The sequence below is a fragment of the Acinetobacter sp. CIP 101934 genome (genome assembly GCF_000369585.1).
GTDB classification, from domain to species: domain Bacteria; phylum Pseudomonadota; class Gammaproteobacteria; order Pseudomonadales; family Moraxellaceae; genus Acinetobacter; species Acinetobacter schindleri.
Genome location: NZ_KB850094.1, coordinates 1,987,875 through 2,003,525 on the forward strand (window position 1 = coordinate 1,987,875; position 15,651 = coordinate 2,003,525).

15 protein-coding genes are annotated in these 15,651 nt (G+C 43.8%); 7 read left to right on the plus strand and 8 right to left on the minus strand.

Translation table 11 applies throughout. From position 1 onward, the window contains the following. Positions 1–3: 3 nt before the first annotated feature. The 5 genes from dnaX to F899_RS09795 all read right to left on the minus strand — a co-directional run bounded on the left by dnaX (position 4) and on the right by F899_RS09795 (position 6,540). On the minus strand, positions 4–2,097 hold the full coding sequence (dnaX, locus tag F899_RS09775; RefSeq protein ID WP_005222460.1) for a DNA polymerase III subunit gamma/tau: 2,094 nt from the start codon (positions 2,095–2,097) through the stop codon (positions 4–6). A 128-nt stretch (positions 2,098–2,225) separates the two neighbouring features. Then, a complete protein-coding gene (locus F899_RS09780; protein ID WP_034434252.1) occupies positions 2,226–2,675 on the minus strand; it encodes a copper resistance protein NlpE N-terminal domain-containing protein in 450 nt (149 codons plus the stop codon). An 83-nt stretch (positions 2,676–2,758) separates the two neighbouring features. Then, entirely contained in the window at positions 2,759–4,009 is a 1,251-nt protein-coding gene (locus F899_RS09785; protein ID WP_005222463.1) for a serine hydrolase domain-containing protein, read from the minus strand. A 93-nt stretch (positions 4,010–4,102) separates the two neighbouring features. Further along, positions 4,103–4,957: a MaoC family dehydratase gene (locus F899_RS09790; RefSeq protein WP_004815662.1), complete on the minus strand. Its 855-nt coding sequence runs from the start codon at positions 4,955–4,957 to the stop codon at positions 4,103–4,105. 191 nt (positions 4,958–5,148) lie between these two features. Beyond that, positions 5,149–6,540, minus strand: coding sequence for a 3-oxoacyl-ACP reductase (locus tag F899_RS09795; RefSeq protein ID WP_005222466.1), 1,392 nt, complete (start codon positions 6,538–6,540; stop codon positions 5,149–5,151). Between the two features lie 240 nt (positions 6,541–6,780). Here F899_RS09795 and F899_RS09800 point away from each other — a divergent pair, with 240 nt between their 5' ends. Continuing rightward, the gene (locus F899_RS09800; protein ID WP_004815659.1) at positions 6,781–8,295 is read left to right on the plus strand and encodes an acetyl-CoA C-acetyltransferase; all 1,515 of its coding nucleotides are present in this window, start codon (positions 6,781–6,783) and stop codon (positions 8,293–8,295) included. Positions 8,296–8,368: 73 nt separating this feature from the next. Here the strand turns inward: F899_RS09800 and aceI are convergent, their stop codons facing one another. Beyond that, entirely contained in the window at positions 8,369–8,800 is a 432-nt protein-coding gene (gene aceI, locus F899_RS09805; protein WP_004815658.1) for a chlorhexidine efflux PACE transporter AceI, read from the minus strand. 98 nt (positions 8,801–8,898) lie between these two features. Between aceI and F899_RS09810 the strand changes: the two genes are divergently transcribed. The 4 genes from F899_RS09810 (at position 8,899) to F899_RS09825 (ending at position 12,876) form a co-directional block, all read left to right on the plus strand. Further along, entirely contained in the window at positions 8,899–9,789 is an 891-nt protein-coding gene (locus F899_RS09810; RefSeq protein WP_005222469.1) for an HTH-type transcriptional regulator AceR, read from the plus strand. 88 nt (positions 9,790–9,877) lie between these two features. After that, positions 9,878–10,861 (plus strand): transaldolase, encoded by a 984-nt coding sequence (tal, locus tag F899_RS09815; protein WP_005222474.1) that lies wholly within the window; start codon positions 9,878–9,880, stop codon positions 10,859–10,861. Positions 10,862–10,928: 67 nt separating this feature from the next. Next, positions 10,929–11,579: a leucine efflux protein LeuE gene (gene leuE / locus F899_RS09820; protein ID WP_005222476.1), complete on the plus strand. Its 651-nt coding sequence runs from the start codon at positions 10,929–10,931 to the stop codon at positions 11,577–11,579. 124 nt (positions 11,580–11,703) lie between these two features. Then, on the plus strand, positions 11,704–12,876 hold the full coding sequence (locus F899_RS09825) for a benzoate/H(+) symporter BenE family transporter (RefSeq protein WP_005222477.1): 1,173 nt from the start codon (positions 11,704–11,706) through the stop codon (positions 12,874–12,876). 10 nt (positions 12,877–12,886) lie between these two features. Here F899_RS09825 and F899_RS09830 read toward each other — a convergent pair whose 3' ends face one another. Further along, positions 12,887–13,912, minus strand: coding sequence for an alpha/beta hydrolase (locus tag F899_RS09830; protein ID WP_005222479.1), 1,026 nt, complete (start codon positions 13,910–13,912; stop codon positions 12,887–12,889). 267 nt (positions 13,913–14,179) lie between these two features. Between F899_RS09830 and F899_RS09835 the strand changes: the two genes are divergently transcribed. Then, the gene (locus F899_RS09835; protein ID WP_004892860.1) at positions 14,180–14,623 is read left to right on the plus strand and encodes a universal stress protein; all 444 of its coding nucleotides are present in this window, start codon (positions 14,180–14,182) and stop codon (positions 14,621–14,623) included. 123 nt (positions 14,624–14,746) lie between these two features. Then, positions 14,747–15,193, plus strand: coding sequence for a universal stress protein (locus F899_RS09840; RefSeq protein ID WP_004815649.1), 447 nt, complete (start codon positions 14,747–14,749; stop codon positions 15,191–15,193). 57 nt (positions 15,194–15,250) lie between these two features. Here F899_RS09840 and F899_RS09845 read toward each other — a convergent pair whose 3' ends face one another. Then, entirely contained in the window at positions 15,251–15,460 is a 210-nt protein-coding gene (locus F899_RS09845; RefSeq protein ID WP_034434255.1) for a hypothetical protein, read from the minus strand. Positions 15,461–15,651 lie beyond the last annotated feature (191 nt).

The following is a 15,651-nucleotide window of genomic DNA, read 5'->3' on the forward strand; positions in this document are numbered from 1 at the left end:
AACTTATTTCAGCTGAATATTCTTCAATTCTGCATCGAAGTTCTGTACCAGATCTTTCACAGCAGGCTCTGCATGTAGCAACTCCTCAGCACGTTTAAATGCACGCACTTTACGTTCACGCTGCATGGTATAAGGTGTCAGTTCATTGACATCTTCAAACTTCACCTTGAATTGCGTACCTGTCCATTGCTGTTTTAAGGCTTCTTCTAGGGTATGTTGCAACTGACCGAGTAACTGCTGGTAACGCTCCGGAATATGAAAAACTGATTCTCCATCAATCTGCCCAGTCATAATGCCGTACTGTGCCAGCTCCTGTACCGCTGGTGAAAGCTGGCTATTGCGGAACCAGAATTCCCATTTTTCTACAGTCCATTCACCTTGCATGTCCTGTACCGGAATTTGCAAGATATCCTGTGGCATTAGATTACGATCTGTTGAAATATCTGCATTTGCTATCTGGACATGTCCAACTTCTGTCGGTGCAATAGGCGCTACTTGGGATTCAACTGCAATATTTTCAACAGTTTCTGGCTCAGGTGCTGCTGCAAACAAACTGAATTCAGGCTCATTCTGTTCTACAGGCGCAGCAGCACGATTTTCAGGAAGATATTCTTCTAACAGGAAATCATCACTACAGGCTTCTGTGCTTGCTATAGCTGGTTCCGCCGGCACATCATCAAAACCAAACAGTCCATCATCCACACTTGGATCAAACATAATCTGATCCGTACTTGGTTGCTTAACTGTCGTAGGTTCTGCTGCCTGTGCTTCGACAGGCGCAGTATGTAAATCTGGTTCATCTTCCACATCGAGAAAATCATCAGAAGATGATTCAGACTGCGCAGTGGCTGAGCTATATTCTGGCTCATCCTCATAACCATCATCTAATGGAAAATCTTCGACCACCGGTGATGCAACTGGAGCACTTTCCTGTTGGGGTACAATACTTGGCTGTGCAGATACAGGTGTCACTTGCTGTACTGGTACAGTATTGGCTGGAATCTCATTTGGCTGTAATGGACGAAAAGCCAGCAAGCGCAGCACCGTCATTTCAAAGCCCTGCTCCTGCGTTACTGCCATTTGCAGATCAGCACGACCCTTACAGGCAATTTGATAATACAGCTGCAGATCTTGTGCCGAAATCAGTCCTGAGAGCTGCATGATTTTCTGGTTAATTTCAGCACTATATTTCAGACTTAAATCTGGCAAATATTGTAAAAGTGCCAGTTCATGCAAGGTCGAAATCAGCTGATCTAATACTAGAGATACATCTAGTGCCTGCTGCCGGAACTGGAGTAAAAGTTCACTGACACGGGCCTTCTGATTCTGGTGAACCGCCAAAATCAGGTCATAGATAATGGTGCGGTCAATCAGGCCCAGCATCTCTTTCACGTCCTGATGCTGAATCGCACCCTGACCATAAGCAATGGCCTGATCGGTCAGCGACAGTGCATCACGCAATGAACCTTGTGCAGATTCAGCAATTTGCCAGATTGCATCTTGGTCAGCCTGAATACTTTCTTTTTGTAAAATATGCCCTAGGTGATCAGTAATTTCATCGACTGCTAATGGACGTAAAATAAACTGTAAACAACGCGAAATAACCGTAATCGGGAGTTTTTGCGGATCTGTGGTTGCAAACAGGAACTTCACATGTTCAGGAGGTTCTTCCAGCGTCTTTAACAAGGCATTGAAAGAATGGGTGGAGAGCATGTGTACTTCATCGATCAGATAGACCTTGAAGCGCCCTTGAGTGGGTGCATAGGGAACGTTATCTAACAGTTCACGTGTATCTTCAACTTTTGTACGGGAAGCTGCATCGATCTCGATCAGGTCAATAAAACGGCCTTCATTCACGGCAGTACAGGTTGGACAGACCTCACACGGCGTTGAAGTCACCCCTGTTTCACAGTTCAGGCATTTTGCAAGAATACGTGCAATCGTCGTTTTACCCACACCGCGCGTGCCCGTAAACAAATAGGCATGATGCAGACGGCCACGTTCGAGCGCACTGGTTAAGGCACGAGAAACATGGTTTTGACCCACCAATTCATTGAAATTACGAGGACGATATTTTCGTGCAAGTACCTGATACATGTATGCTCCTTTTCACAGGTCTAAGCATACTGTTTTTTTGATAAATAGTGAAATAAATGCAGGAATTGAATAAATAAAAATCCCTTTTTTATTCAGATAAAAAAAGGGATATAAAACAAAAACTTTTATCAAGAATTTAGGCTTTCAGCTAAAATAAAATCACTTTGCATCTGATAGCGTTTGCCTGTTTGATCTTCACGAATTTCGAGTAAACCCTTTTCCAGATCAACAAACAGTAAATTTCGTTTAGCGACGTTGAGCAATTCAATCTTCTGTCGACTGTCATCCTGAAAACGGATTTTACCGCTAATCGTTTCAATCTCATTATGACCACTCAGACTCTCACGTTCCAGCACAAAGGTTTCATCTTCATTCAGTCGAAGTTTTACAGCCATTCCCGTACAATCTTCACAGCTGGATAAACACCCCATACACGGTGTTGTGCCCTGATATTCACCCGCCCAGGCCGTTTGCATCGCCTGAGCTTCAATTGCAGTTTGGGCTTTATCCTGTTTGGAATCCTGACAACCCCATAGTGCCGCCGTTGCCACGAGTGGAATCAAAATAACTTTCTTCATGATTCTAGATTCAGCATGTTGATTATGCGGCAACATACCATAGTGAATACCGTGAGGTAAATTGCATTAATTTGTCGGGAATCTTAAAACCAGCCCTTACGTCCGGTCTGGATCTGATCAGCGCAACGTAAGGCTTCCTGAGTTAAGCCCCACAGACGGTAATCTCCAGTAATGGAAGCAGTAGGAAAATTATGGGTATAAGCAAAACTCAGTTTACGTTCCGGATCACACCAGGCTCCAGAGCCATTAAAACCGACATGACCAAAGCCTTTTGTTGATTTTCCTAAGGTCAGGATGCGGTGGTAGCCCAGACGCCAATGCATCGGAAACGGCATAATCCGGTCACGATGGGTATATTGCACCGTACTTAAACGTGTAAAAGTCTGTTGGGAAATAAGGTCTTGTCCCTGCCATTGGCCTTGTTGTGCCAGCATGGCATAGACTTTTGCCAGACTCTGAGCAGTAAATACCCCGGTTGCTGCAGGAATAATGGCTTTAAGCCCTTCATCACTAAAGAAGTTGAGATGCTTCATACCTTTAGGAATCATGGCATCTTGAAAATCCTGCGGATTTTGACCACTCAGCTCTAAGGCGCGTTCCATCAGATTAGGCTTCCTTGGTTGATGAGTTTGATCTGCGCGTGACCGAGTCTGTTCTTTTTTCCGGTGAATCGGACGAGCAACACGTAGCAATTCATGCTCGGGCACACCAAAGTAAGCACCATCTAGCTGTAATGGTTGCACCAGATATTGATCCATCAACTCAGCAAGGGTTTTGCCAGTCGCTTTTTCCAATACTCCACCGACCTGCCAGCCAAAAGTGAGCGGCTGATAAGCTGCATCCGTTCCTAAAGCAAAACGTGGTCTGGCTGCGGCAACGCGTTGCAGTATATGCGGCCAATCTACCATTTCCCGGGCATCCTCGATGATATTGCGAATATCATACAAACCACTTTGATGGCTGAGTATATGTGCCAGCGTGATCTGGTCTTTGTCTTGCTGGGCAAACTCTGGCCAGTATTCTGCTACAGGTGTGTCATAGCTGATCAGTCCATGACTGACCAGGATATGTGCCAAGGTCGCTAAGACACCTTTGCCAGTGGAATAACACACTGACAGCGTATCCGGTTGCCACAGTTCCTGTTCAGATTTTTTGCCGGTATAAATATCCAGGACTTTTTCACCCTGATGATAGACCACCAGTGCAGCACCCCCCTGTTCGGCACGGGCATCCTGAAAACGACTAAACTGCACGGCCAGATCCTGAAAGCGAGGATCAACATAACCTTGATAGTTTTCGGTACTGGCAGATAGATATTGTTTAATCGGTTTCATGCGTCCTTCCTTGATACATGTTTCAAATGAGATCTAATATTTGTACAGGCTGAAATAAAAAAAGCCTAAATCAAGTTTAGGCTTTTTAGATCATTATAAAGCTTTGATGCTACCTGAAACATGCGGTTTCTGGCTTTTCGCATTACGGATCAGGAATTCAGTATCATTGTCTGATTTCGCAGTCGTGAACTGCACTTTAGATGGCAAGTACATCGGTAGCTTAAACCACACGTCCGCTTCATAGGCATCTGGCAGGGTCAGGCTGGCTAAAGCTCTCGCCTTACTCCACATACCATGGGCAATCGCCTGTTTAAAACCGAAGGCTTTAGCTGTTAGTGCATGAATGTGAATCAGGTTAAAGTCACCTGAAGACATGGCATAGCGACGACCAGTATTTTCAGAAATGTCCCATTCAGCATTCACTTTATAATTCGGTATTTTGCTTTCTGTGGTTTTTGCAGATGCTTTTGCATCAGTTTTTTGACGGGACAAATAAGTGGTTAATGCTTCAACCACGACATCATTACCGACTTTCACTGTAGTAATGAAATCAAACTGTACGCCTTTGTCATGTGGCTGCAACTCACCGAACGTGCAAGATAAAGTCAGCTGTTCATTCACACCCACTTTACGGTATTGCTTGACCTGATTGCGGATATGCACCAATCCTAGAATTGGAAATGGGAAAGCTTCCGAGGTCATCATATGCATTTGCAGGCTTTGTGAAAGTACTGCCAGATAGATCGCCGGGATATAACCATTATTCTTAAAACCACAGACGGCGTTGTAAGCTTTTAAATGCTTTTGATCGACCTTGAATGAATCTACCACGTATTCAACTTGCGGCAGGACCTTTTCACCCTTTGGTTTTTTTGAAATGAGACCCTGAATGATTTTTGGATAAGCAAGATACGGCTTTGGAAGTTGATTAAAATGGCGAGTATGCATACTGAACCTTTGGAATATTTTTATTTCAATTTGGATTGAAAGCCCCTTCTCCCTCTGGGAGAAGGCTGGGATGAGGATAATATCTCATCCTACCTTCTATTTAATTTATTTAACCTTTCCTACGAGGAGAGGGAATTCTTGATCTACTCTACGGGTTAACGTAGAGAGAGAAAAGAACTTTTCAGAAAGAATTAAGCCCCTAACAGGCTCTGACCACAGACACGAACCACATTGCCATTCAAGCCTGTAGATGCAGTTGAAGCGAACATTGCAATCGTTTCAGCGACATCGACTGGTAAACCACCTTGACTCATTGAATTCATACGGCGGCCAGCTTCACGAATTGCGAAAGGAATTGCAGCAGTCATTTGAGTTTCAATAAAACCAGGAGCAACGGCGTTAATGGTAATACCATTGCTTAAAGTTGGAGCTGTATATTTCACAATACCGACTACACCTGCCTTAGAAGCTGCATAGTTAGTTTGCCCCAGATTACCCGCAATACCAGAGATTGAAGATACACAGATAATACGGCCGTTAGCGTTCAGACCATCATTATTCAACAGGTAATCATTAACGCGTTCAATCGCTGACAGGTTGATGTTAATTACCAGATCCCAAAGCTCAGGCTTCATGTTTGCCAAAGTCTTGTCACGGGTAATACCGGCATTATGCACGATAATATCTAAACCGCCCTGCGCAGCTGCCGCAGCTTTAATTTTTTCACCAGCATCAGCTGCAGTAATATCAATTGCCAAGGTAGAACCACCGATCTCACCTGCTACACGGTCAAGATCTGCTTGCTGTTGCGGAACGTCCAGACAGATCACATGTGCACCATCACGTGCCAGTACATGAGCAATCGCTTCACCAATACCACGGCTAGCACCTGTGACTACAGCTGTCTTGCCTGCCAAAGGTTTAGTCCAGTCCACATCGTGAGTTGCTGCGTGAGATACGCGAATCACCTGACCAGACACATAGGCAGAACGTGGAGAAATCGCAAAGCGCAGTGCAGACTCGAGATTTGCCTCAGCCCCATTGTCCACATAGATCAGGTTCGCCGCGATGCCTTTCTTGAATTCTTTACCAACTGATTTTACAAAACCTTCAAGCGCACGTTGTGCAATCGCCTGCTTCACTGACGTTGCAGATTCAGGAGTGGTTCCTACAATCACCACACGACCAGATGCCTGGATTTGACGCGCGATCGGATTAAAGAAATCATATAACGCTTTTAAATCGTCCGAATTCTGAATACCAGACGCATCAAAAATTGCTACTTTAAATTTTGATTCTTTGTCGCCCTGATTAAATGCACCCAGGTTCAGACCCGCTTGTGCAGCTGCCTGTTGCAGTTCAGCATTATTTCCCGCATAGCTATTGGCATGAATATTTGCCAAAACTTGTGCAATTGAACCAGTCAAAGTACTGCCAGGTGCAGCACCTACTAAAACGGCGCCTTTGACTACAGGAGTTGCAGAGTCATAGCGCTCAAGGAAGGTTGGGGATGGAAGACCTAGGTTTTTAATGACAAATTTACCAATAGGAGATTTTGCGAACGCTTGGTACTGGTCAGTCATGATTATTATCTCTCATACAAATTAATTTTTGATCGATCTAAAGTTATGCTTTAACTTCAATATAATGTCAGATACTTATAATTCAATAGATCCATCAGATTCTGGTCAATAATACTTGAGATAATAAACAGATGACTTGACCTAAGCGCACTCTGTAATGTCATTCTAGTCAATTCAGCCTATAGCCTTCTATGTTAATGTAGCGACCAAGAAGATGATCAATTTGCCTGGTAAAGCCTTATGAGCAAAACAACTCAAGAAAATCCAGCGGTCGAGAATCCTGTAGCCGAGAGCGTGTCAAAACCATCAACAGCACGCAAGCGCACAAGCAAAACGACGAGCGCAACGTCTGCAGAAAAAAGTCCGACGAAAACCACGCGCCCCCGTGCTGCGTCTAATCGTGCGGAAAATACGACTTCAAGCAATAAAACCTTAACACCAAAAACACAGATTTCTGTTCAACAGGACCAAAACATGAGCCAAAATACAGTTCGCCGCGTTGCTATTATCGGTGGTAACCGCATTCCATTTGCACGTTCTAACGGTGCTTACTTTACGGCATCCAATACTGATATGTTCACCGCAGCCCTGAATGGCCTGATTGAACGTTTTAATTTACAAGGTCAACGCCTGGGTGAAGTCGTAGCTGGTGCAGTATTGAAACACAGCCGTGACTTTAACATGACGCGTGAGTGCGTACTGAACACTGCCCTTGCACCTGAAACTCCGGCTTATGACATTCAGCAGGCATGTGGTACTGGTCTGCAAGCTGCATTCCTGGTTGCCAATAAAATTGCATTAGGTCAAATCGAAGTCGGTGTGGCTGGTGGTGTAGATACTACCTCTGACGCGCCAATCGCATTTGGTGATGGTTTACGTAAAGCTTTACTTGAACTGAACATTGCTAGAACAGCAAAAGATCGTTTGAAAGCTTTAACCAAAATTAATGTGAAAGACCTGATGGATGCACCGAAAAATGGTGAGCCACGTACCGGCCTGTCTATGGGCGACCATCAGGCAATCACAACACTGGAATGGGGCATTTCTCGTGAAGCACAGGATGAACTGGCTGCATCTTCACACCAGAAAATGGCAGCAGCATACGAAGAAGGTTTCTTTGATGACCTGATCACACCATTCCTAGGTCTTGAGCGTGACAATAACCTGCGTCCAGATTCTTCAGTTGAAAAACTGGCAAAATTGAAACCTGCTTTTGGTAAGGGCGATGCACGTACCATGACTGCGGGTAACTCTACTCCGCTGACGGATGGCGCATCTTGTGTACTGCTAGCGTCTGAAGAATGGGCGAAAGCCAATGGTCATGAAGTACTGGCTTACTTAACTTTCCAGGAAACTGCGGCAGTTGATTTTGTAGAGAAGAAAGAAGGCCTGTTGATGGCACCTGCTTATGCCGTTCCACGTATGCTGGAGCGTGCTGGTCTGAAACTTCAAGACTTCGACTACTATGAAATCCACGAAGCATTTGCATCGCAAGTACTTTCAACCTTAAAAGCGTGGGAAGATCCGAAATTCTGTAAAGAGCGTTTAGGTCTAGATGCACCATTGGGCTCAATCGACCGTGCCAAATTGAATGTAAAAGGCTCTTCACTGGCAGCGGGTCACCCATTTGCTGCGACAGGTGGCCGTATCATCGCGACTGCTGCGAAACTATTAAACCAGAAAGGTTCAGGTCGTGTACTGGTGTCGATCTGTGCGGCTGGCGGTCAAGGTGTGACTGCGATTATTGAAAAATAATCTTTACACCTGATTTAAAAAAGCACCTCAAGTGAGGTGCTTTTTTATTAGTCACGCAATGCTTTAAGACAAATCAACTTTTAGCATATTCAGTGCGAATTCCCATTTTGATCTCAATCTGGTCATAGCACCACTGGAAAATAAAGGTATAGACCAGAATACATAGCGTTAAACTCAGATCTGTCAAAATTGCCTGCCACAAGCTCATCTCTAAGGCATATGCCACCATCGGAATGGTCGCCAGCATCAAGCCACCTTCAAAACCGATAGCATGTGCAATACGCACCTTAATGGTTCTTTTTAGCTGATGTTTCGCCTCGATCTTTTCAAAATAATGGTTAAACAGCATATTCCAGACTACGGATGTGACTGCCATGGCAACACCTAAAGTTCCGGTCACTTCCATTGGCAACTGAAAGATATAACTCAGGGCAATGGCAATGATGACCAACAGAATGATCTCATAGCTCAGCGCATGCACTATCCTTCTGCTTGAAATTAACATCTCTGCTTACTCAAATAGCTTAATAATAGTGCCTAGTTTATTTCCTATTATCTGATTATTCGAGTTAGAATCTTTCAAAAATATTGACAGATTAAAATATGAATATTAATCAGGAACAATTACTGCTGTTTAAAGCAGTGATAGAGACTGGCTCCTTCTCGGCAGCCGCACGCAAGCTTGGCAAAGTGCCCTCTGCTGTAAGTATGGCCATTGCCAACATGGAAATTGATCTGGATTTACAGCTTTTTAAACGGATTGGCCGTGAGCCACAGCCTACAACAGCAGCTCAAGTGCTGTATGAAAAGACTGAACAACTATTGGTAGAAATGAATCAGTGGAAGCAACATGCTCAAGCATTAAGCTCAGGGCTAGAATCTGAACTGAATATTGTCATCGTATCTGAGCTCCTACACACGCGCTGGACCGATTATGTAGTCTTACTGGAACAGCAGTTTCCGGATTTACAAATCAATGTATTTTCTGCCCCGCAAGAAGATGCTCACCAACTGCTATTTGAAGGTGCTGCCCAACTTGCATTGATGTTTGAACGAGAGCAACTGGAGACCCGGGAGCAGTTTGTCGAGCTGAAAAAAGAAACACTGGTTGCCGTTGCCGCGAAATCCCATGCTTTAAGTCAGCTTGATCAGGTCAGCTATGAGCAGATTTTGAATAGTCGCCAGATTGTAGTTGCCAGCCGTGATCATCAGATCAAGCCAGAACTGTTATTTTCCAGAAACTATTGGCGTACCGATAACCATCACTCAGCCTATCGACTGATTAAACAGGGTCTTGGCTGGGGGATTTTACCGATGGAAATGCTGCATGAACATCCACATATTCAGGAACAACTGCATATTCTGGATCTGTATGATTTCACCCCAAAGTTTGATTATTTTGTCGATCTGGTCTGGAGTCGTGAAACAAAACTCGGTCAGGCTGCGCATTTTTTGATTAATCACATCAGAAATCAACGCAAAAACACAGATTAGTTACTGAAAATAGTCGGTGAACACTTGGGAAATAAGCACTTTGTGATATAACAGAATGCATAAGCAATAACCTAAGAACTAGATCCAAATGACACAAAGTGCGTTAAACCAACTAAAACAATTCACCACCATTGTTGCGGACAGCAGCGATTTAGCTGCGATTGAAAAATTCCGTCCACTCGATGCAACCACCAATCCTTCATTGATTACTGCTGCAGCCAATCAGGCTGAAAACAAAGCTCTGATTGCAGACGCCTATGCGCAGGCTAAAACCGAAGGTTATGTGGGTAATGAACTGATTGAACGTACTATTGACATTCTTACGGTTAAATTTGGTGTGGAAATTCTTAAACTGATTGAAGGCCGTGTTTCCACTGAAGTAGACGCCTCCCTGTCTTATGATACTGAAGCGACGATTGCCAAAGCCAAAGAATTACTGGCACTGTACGCACAGTACGGCGTTGCTTCAGATCGTATCCTGATCAAAATCGCATCGACCTGGGAAGGTATTCAGGCCGCACGTGCGCTGGAAGCCGAAGGCATTCATACCAACCTGACCCTGCTCTTTGGTCAGCATCAGGCACATGCCTGTGCAGATGCCAAAGTTACCCTGATTTCGCCATTCGTTGGCCGTATTCTGGACTGGTACAAAAAGGCTGAGGGTGTAGATCAGTATCCGATTGAAAAAGATCCAGGTGTGTTATCGGTAAAAAGTATTTATAACTTCTACAAATCACACGGTATACAGACTGAAGTGATGGGTGCCAGCTTCCGTAGTATTGATCAGGTACTGGGTCTGACTGGATGCGACCTGTTAACTGTTGCACCAAACCTGCTCGATCAGCTTGAACAGGATAACCGTGTTGTTGAGCCGCAGTTGTCTTCGGACCATGTGCCAAAGCAAGGGGCTTTAACTCCAATTAGCCAGGAAGACTTTAAACAGCAACTAGAACAAGATCCAATGGCTTCCCAATTACTGGAAGCGGGTATTCAAGGCTTTATTAAAGCACGTGAACAGCTATCTACCCTGTTAAGCCAAAGTTTTACAACAGATTCAGAAATTAAGGCTTAAATCTTAATTCAGCTATAAGCCGATGCAGGTATAATGCCGCATCGGCTTTTTTGTATGTGGATTTTGCGTGTTTGGTATCACTGATTTAACGACCTTTATCATTGGAACAGCGTTAATTGTGATGTTACCCGGACCGAATTCCCTCTACGTCATGTCGGTAGCTTCTCGCTACGGGATTAAAACCGGATATCGGGCCGCATTCGGTGTCTATGCTGGAGATATGGTTTTAATTTTCCTGACCGCACTCGGTGCAGCATCTTTACTGCATGCTTTTCCGGTCCTGTTTACTATTCTGAAAATTATTGGTGCGGTGTATCTGAGCTATCTGGGTATTAAATTGTTGATTGCGGCTTACCACACCTGGAATACCGTACATAGCAAGGCACAGATCCAGCAAGCCGAGCAGAATCTGGAGCAATTACATCCCTTCCGTACCGCGATGACCATCAGCATTCTGAATCCCAAAGCGATTCTGTTTTATCTGTCTTTCTTTGTGCAGTTTGTTGATCCATCCTATTCATACCCTGCACTGACTTTTACGATTCTGGCAATTATTTTGCAGATCATCAGCATGTCTTATCTCAGTATTCTGATTTTTTCAGGTGCTACGCTGGCTCAATTTTTTAGGCATCGTTACCGTCTGACTTCACTTTGTGTAGCCAGTGTGGCAATCCTGTTTTGTGGCTTTGGGCTAAAACTTGCGACTTCAACTTTATGAAATGCATGACGTCCCAACAACTTATAACCCTACGTGATTTAGGTTGTTTTTGCCTTTAACAGCATTAGTGAAGCGCGTATGATAAGTGCACTTTTCAATCATACTGATTATCTCTGCAACGGATATGCAAAAATTCCTTCAAGACTTCTCCCTACCCGCAGCATTTGCCGGTTTTATTACTTTTTTAGTTGGGATCAGTGTTTCCTCTGTGCTGGTAATTCAAGCTGCACAGCTCTTAGGCGCGAACACAGCTGAAATTACTTCCTGGTTCTGGGCCCTAGGGATCGGGATTGGTCTTTGTGGGCTTATTCTTTCCTGGAAGTTTAAATATCCAGTAGCAACTTCCTGGTCAACCGCAGGTCTGGCCTTAATCCTGGCAACCGGCACAGGCTATAGCCTGCCTGAAGCTTTGGGCGCTTTTCTGGTCTGCGGCCTTGTCACTGCAGTATTGGGTTTTTTAGGTATTTTTGAGAAAGTCCTGCATGCGATTCCGCAAAGTCTAACCAGCGCAATGCTGGCAGGAGTCTTACTTAAATTCGGGATTGGTCTGTTTGCCAGCTTGCAACATGAGCTGGGCTTTATCCTGTGTCTACTCGCTGCCTATATCATTGCCAAGCGGCTATCGCCTCGTTATAGCATTGTGGTTACCGTAATTGCTGGTGTCGCCCTATGTCCCATATTTCTGGACTTTAATCCACCGAGCCTGCATTGGTCACTAGCTCATCCAGTCTGGGTGAGCCCTGAATTCTCCTGGACTGCGATTCTTGGTCTGGCCTTGCCACTCTTTGTTATTAATATGGCATCGCAATATTTACCAGGCTTGGCAATGATTAAAAGTTATGGTTATACGCCACATGTTAATCAGCTGATTGGCTGGACTGGCACTGCTCAAACCTTACTGGCTCCTTTTGGCTGTTTCGCCGTCAATATTGCAGCGATTAGCGCAGCGATCAGCCTCGATGATCAGGCCCACCCGGATAGCAAGAAACGTTATATCGCTGGTATGAGCTGTGGTTTCTTCTATATCCTCATGGGCTTATTTGCAGCCACACTGACCAGTATTCTTTTAGCTTTCCCCACCGTGTTTATTACTGCACTGGCAGGTATTGCCCTGTTGGGCACCATTGGACATAACATTACACTCGCGTTCAGCCACATGGATGAACGCGAGGCGGCATTATTAACCTTCCTGTTTAGTGCTTCAGGAGTGCAATTCCTAGGCATCGGTTCAGCATTCTGGGGACTATTGTTTGGCCTGGTGGTACATTTGTTCTTTAAATGGCGTAAAACTTATTAAGATCTTTATCTCAATTAGGGGTGGATAACATATCAGTAGGTGATTGCAGAAATTGAAGTGTCTGTTCAAAGGTCTGCTGGCTTTCTTTTTTCCCCATATAAAACTGATATTCATGGATCAGCCATGTTTTTGATTCTGGATAAAAGATTGCCTTTACCGGCACCTGATTCGCTTTCAAGACTTGCACAAATGGATAGGACTGTGTTTCTGTGAGAAAGTCCTTGTTTCCACCACTGATTAGCACAGGTGGATAATTTGGAGTAATGTGCTGAATAGGTGAGATCTTTTTCAGGAAATCCGCATCATGCCGGCGATCACCTGTATAGGCCTGCACCATATTATGAACTCCCCATTCAATCAGTTTGATTTTTTCTGGTGCCGTATCCACAAACGCGTTCAGGTCATAAATGCCACAGTGTAGAATCAGCCCTTTAAGCTGTGCAGGCTGGATTGATGACACAAAGTCAGAGTTGCGGGCAAAAACCGGATTGGTTAACAAGGCCGCATAATGACTGGCGAGATTGGCACCGGCAGAATCGCCAGCCAGATAAAGCTGATCTGGATCAATCTTGTATTGAGAAGCATGCGTCTGGAGATAAGCCAATGCCATATTAATTTGCTGTAGCTGGCTTGGATAAGTTGACCGAGGAGCAAGCTGATATTGCACAGACACCACGTTATAACCTTTTGATGCCAGCAGTTTAAAATAACCCTGTGCATGTTCCCGAGATCCGGAAATCCAGCCACCGCCATGAATCCAGATCACTGTTGGGCGTTGTTCTAGTTGAGTCATATTTTGTGGCTGGTATAAGTCCAAACCCAACCGCCGATCAGAATCATAGAGAATATTTTGCTGCACAATGACATCATCCGGTGCATAACGATCCATGATTTTCTGCTGTACAGCTGTCGTCATATTAAAAGCAGTGGCAATAATTTTACTGTTCTGTGCCGTACTCTGACAGCCATATAACCCACATAAAAGTATTAATCCTAATAACCCTTTTCCAGCTTTAACTATATGTGTATTCACCATATCTTGAATATTTCCACTAATAATTTTCCAAGTTTCAACGTTCTATATATTTTAACCCAACCAGCTTAATAGAGATTGAGCAAACCTGCTTAAAATCCGGGTATTCCAGTCTGTTTTATCTGCCAATCAGTCTACAGTTTTTTGTAAATATATCACTGTAATTTAATGAATTTTCAGATTTTTTTATATTTTGCAATTGAACCCCCTCCGTCACTGTGCTATCAATAGTTTAAAGCAAGACAAAAACGAAACCGGAGTATAAATAAGATGGCCTATCAACATATTTTAGTCCCTGTGGACGGTTCAGAAATTTCCTTTTCAGCAGTACGTCATGCTGCAAAAATTGCGAAAGCTTTTGGTAGCAGACTGACACTCGTGAGTCTGATTGCAGAAAATCCTTTTACTGAGGCAGATTTCTACTATAGCTCTGCCATTATGAAAGAATATTTTGTTGAAGCACATGCCAATGCCAAAAAAGCATTGAAACAAGCAAGCATCATTGCCCAAGAGGAAGGTGTGGAAGCCGAAACACATATTGTGACTGGTTTGGTCAATGCCGAGCATGTCGCAAATACTGCAGAAGAAACTGGTGCAGATTTGATTGTGATGGGTTCACATGGTCGTAAAGGCTTCCAGAAGATCATTCTGGGCAGCTTTGCACAAGATGTTCTGGGTGTGTCGGAAACTCCAGTGCTGATCATTAAAAAATAATCTGGTTCTGCGCATCCCTTGATGCGCATGACAATAAATCATGCTTTAAAGCACTGCTATTATTCATCACGCCAGCTACAGCTGTATCCTGTTTCCAAGCGTGCATCATTATCAGGAATTTTTATGAAGCATTATCAACATATCCTGGTCGCAATTGATGAATCGCCTATCTCTTATGCGGCTGCAGAACATGCGCTCGATATTGCAAAAGTTTTTGGCAGCAAAGTGACCTTAATCAGCGTCATTGCAGTTGATCCTTTTTCTGGAGTAGATTTTTATAAGGTTGCCCCAGCTGTCACCGATTATTTTATGCAGGCCGAGCAAAATGCACTGGATAGGCTTAATGATCTAAAACATACCTTTACGCGTGAAGGTATAGATCTGGATATTCGGATTCTACACGGCATGTCACCCTCGGAAGGCATTCTGCAGACCAGTCATGAATTACCTGTAGATTTGATTGTGATGGGTTCACATGGGCGTAAAGGATTACAAAAACTGATTTTAGGCAGCGTGGCACAAAATGTACTCGGCTTGGCTGAAACTCCAATACTAATTGTCAAAGAATAAATACCCTTGCTCATCAAAAAGCCTGTCTTAATGACAGGCTTTTTGATTTTCTAGAAACTAGCGAATTTTCTGGTTCAATTGGTTGAGGAACATTTCCGCTTCCAACTGGGAGCTGAACACTTTGATATATTCACCAGATTTCTGTACCGAATTTGGAGTGTATTCCAGATGAAGTTCGAATACTCCACGCGCACTGTCCTTGATGACTCGCACAGCAATAATGTGTTGAGTATTTAAATAAAATCCATCCTCAATTTTAAATAACATTTCAATTCGCCCAATTATCAGATCATCTTGATCTTTACATTGTGAGCGCCTGAAATTGGCGTCACACATACTTCGATATGTGTTGCTATAGTAAAGCAAAATTTAATACATACTTTCTTTAATAACATATTGAATAAATATTACTGATGCTCTAAATAAAAAAGCCGGATATTAAACCCGGCTTTTTCAAC

Excerpts from the sequence above, each read along its gene's own strand:
- F899_RS09845 (WP_034434255.1), bottom strand. The coding sequence starts at position 15,460 with ATGTTATTTAAAATTGAGGATGGATTTTATTTAAATACTCAACACATT.
- dnaX (WP_005222460.1), bottom strand. The coding sequence starts at position 2,097 with ATGTATCAGGTACTTGCACGAAAATATCGTCCTCGTAATTTCAATGAA.
- F899_RS09830 (WP_005222479.1), bottom strand. The coding sequence starts at position 13,912 with ATGGTGAATACACATATAGTTAAAGCTGGAAAAGGGTTATTAGGATTA.
- aceI (WP_004815658.1), bottom strand. The coding sequence starts at position 8,800 with ATGTTAATTTCAAGCAGAAGGATAGTGCATGCGCTGAGCTATGAGATC.
- F899_RS09810 (WP_005222469.1), top strand. The coding sequence starts at position 8,899 with ATGAATATTAATCAGGAACAATTACTGCTGTTTAAAGCAGTGATAGAG.
- F899_RS09835 (WP_004892860.1), top strand. The coding sequence starts at position 14,180 with ATGGCCTATCAACATATTTTAGTCCCTGTGGACGGTTCAGAAATTTCC.
- F899_RS09780 (WP_034434252.1), bottom strand. The coding sequence starts at position 2,675 with ATGAAGAAAGTTATTTTGATTCCACTCGTGGCAACGGCGGCACTATGG.
- F899_RS09825 (WP_005222477.1), top strand. The coding sequence starts at position 11,704 with ATGCAAAAATTCCTTCAAGACTTCTCCCTACCCGCAGCATTTGCCGGT.
- F899_RS09800 (WP_004815659.1), top strand. The coding sequence starts at position 6,781 with ATGAGCAAAACAACTCAAGAAAATCCAGCGGTCGAGAATCCTGTAGCC.
- F899_RS09785 (WP_005222463.1), bottom strand. The coding sequence starts at position 4,009 with ATGAAACCGATTAAACAATATCTATCTGCCAGTACCGAAAACTATCAA.
- F899_RS09795 (WP_005222466.1), bottom strand. The coding sequence starts at position 6,540 with ATGACTGACCAGTACCAAGCGTTCGCAAAATCTCCTATTGGTAAATTT.
- tal (WP_005222474.1), top strand. The coding sequence starts at position 9,878 with ATGACACAAAGTGCGTTAAACCAACTAAAACAATTCACCACCATTGTT.
- F899_RS09790 (WP_004815662.1), bottom strand. The coding sequence starts at position 4,957 with ATGCATACTCGCCATTTTAATCAACTTCCAAAGCCGTATCTTGCTTAT.
- F899_RS09840 (WP_004815649.1), top strand. The coding sequence starts at position 14,747 with ATGAAGCATTATCAACATATCCTGGTCGCAATTGATGAATCGCCTATC.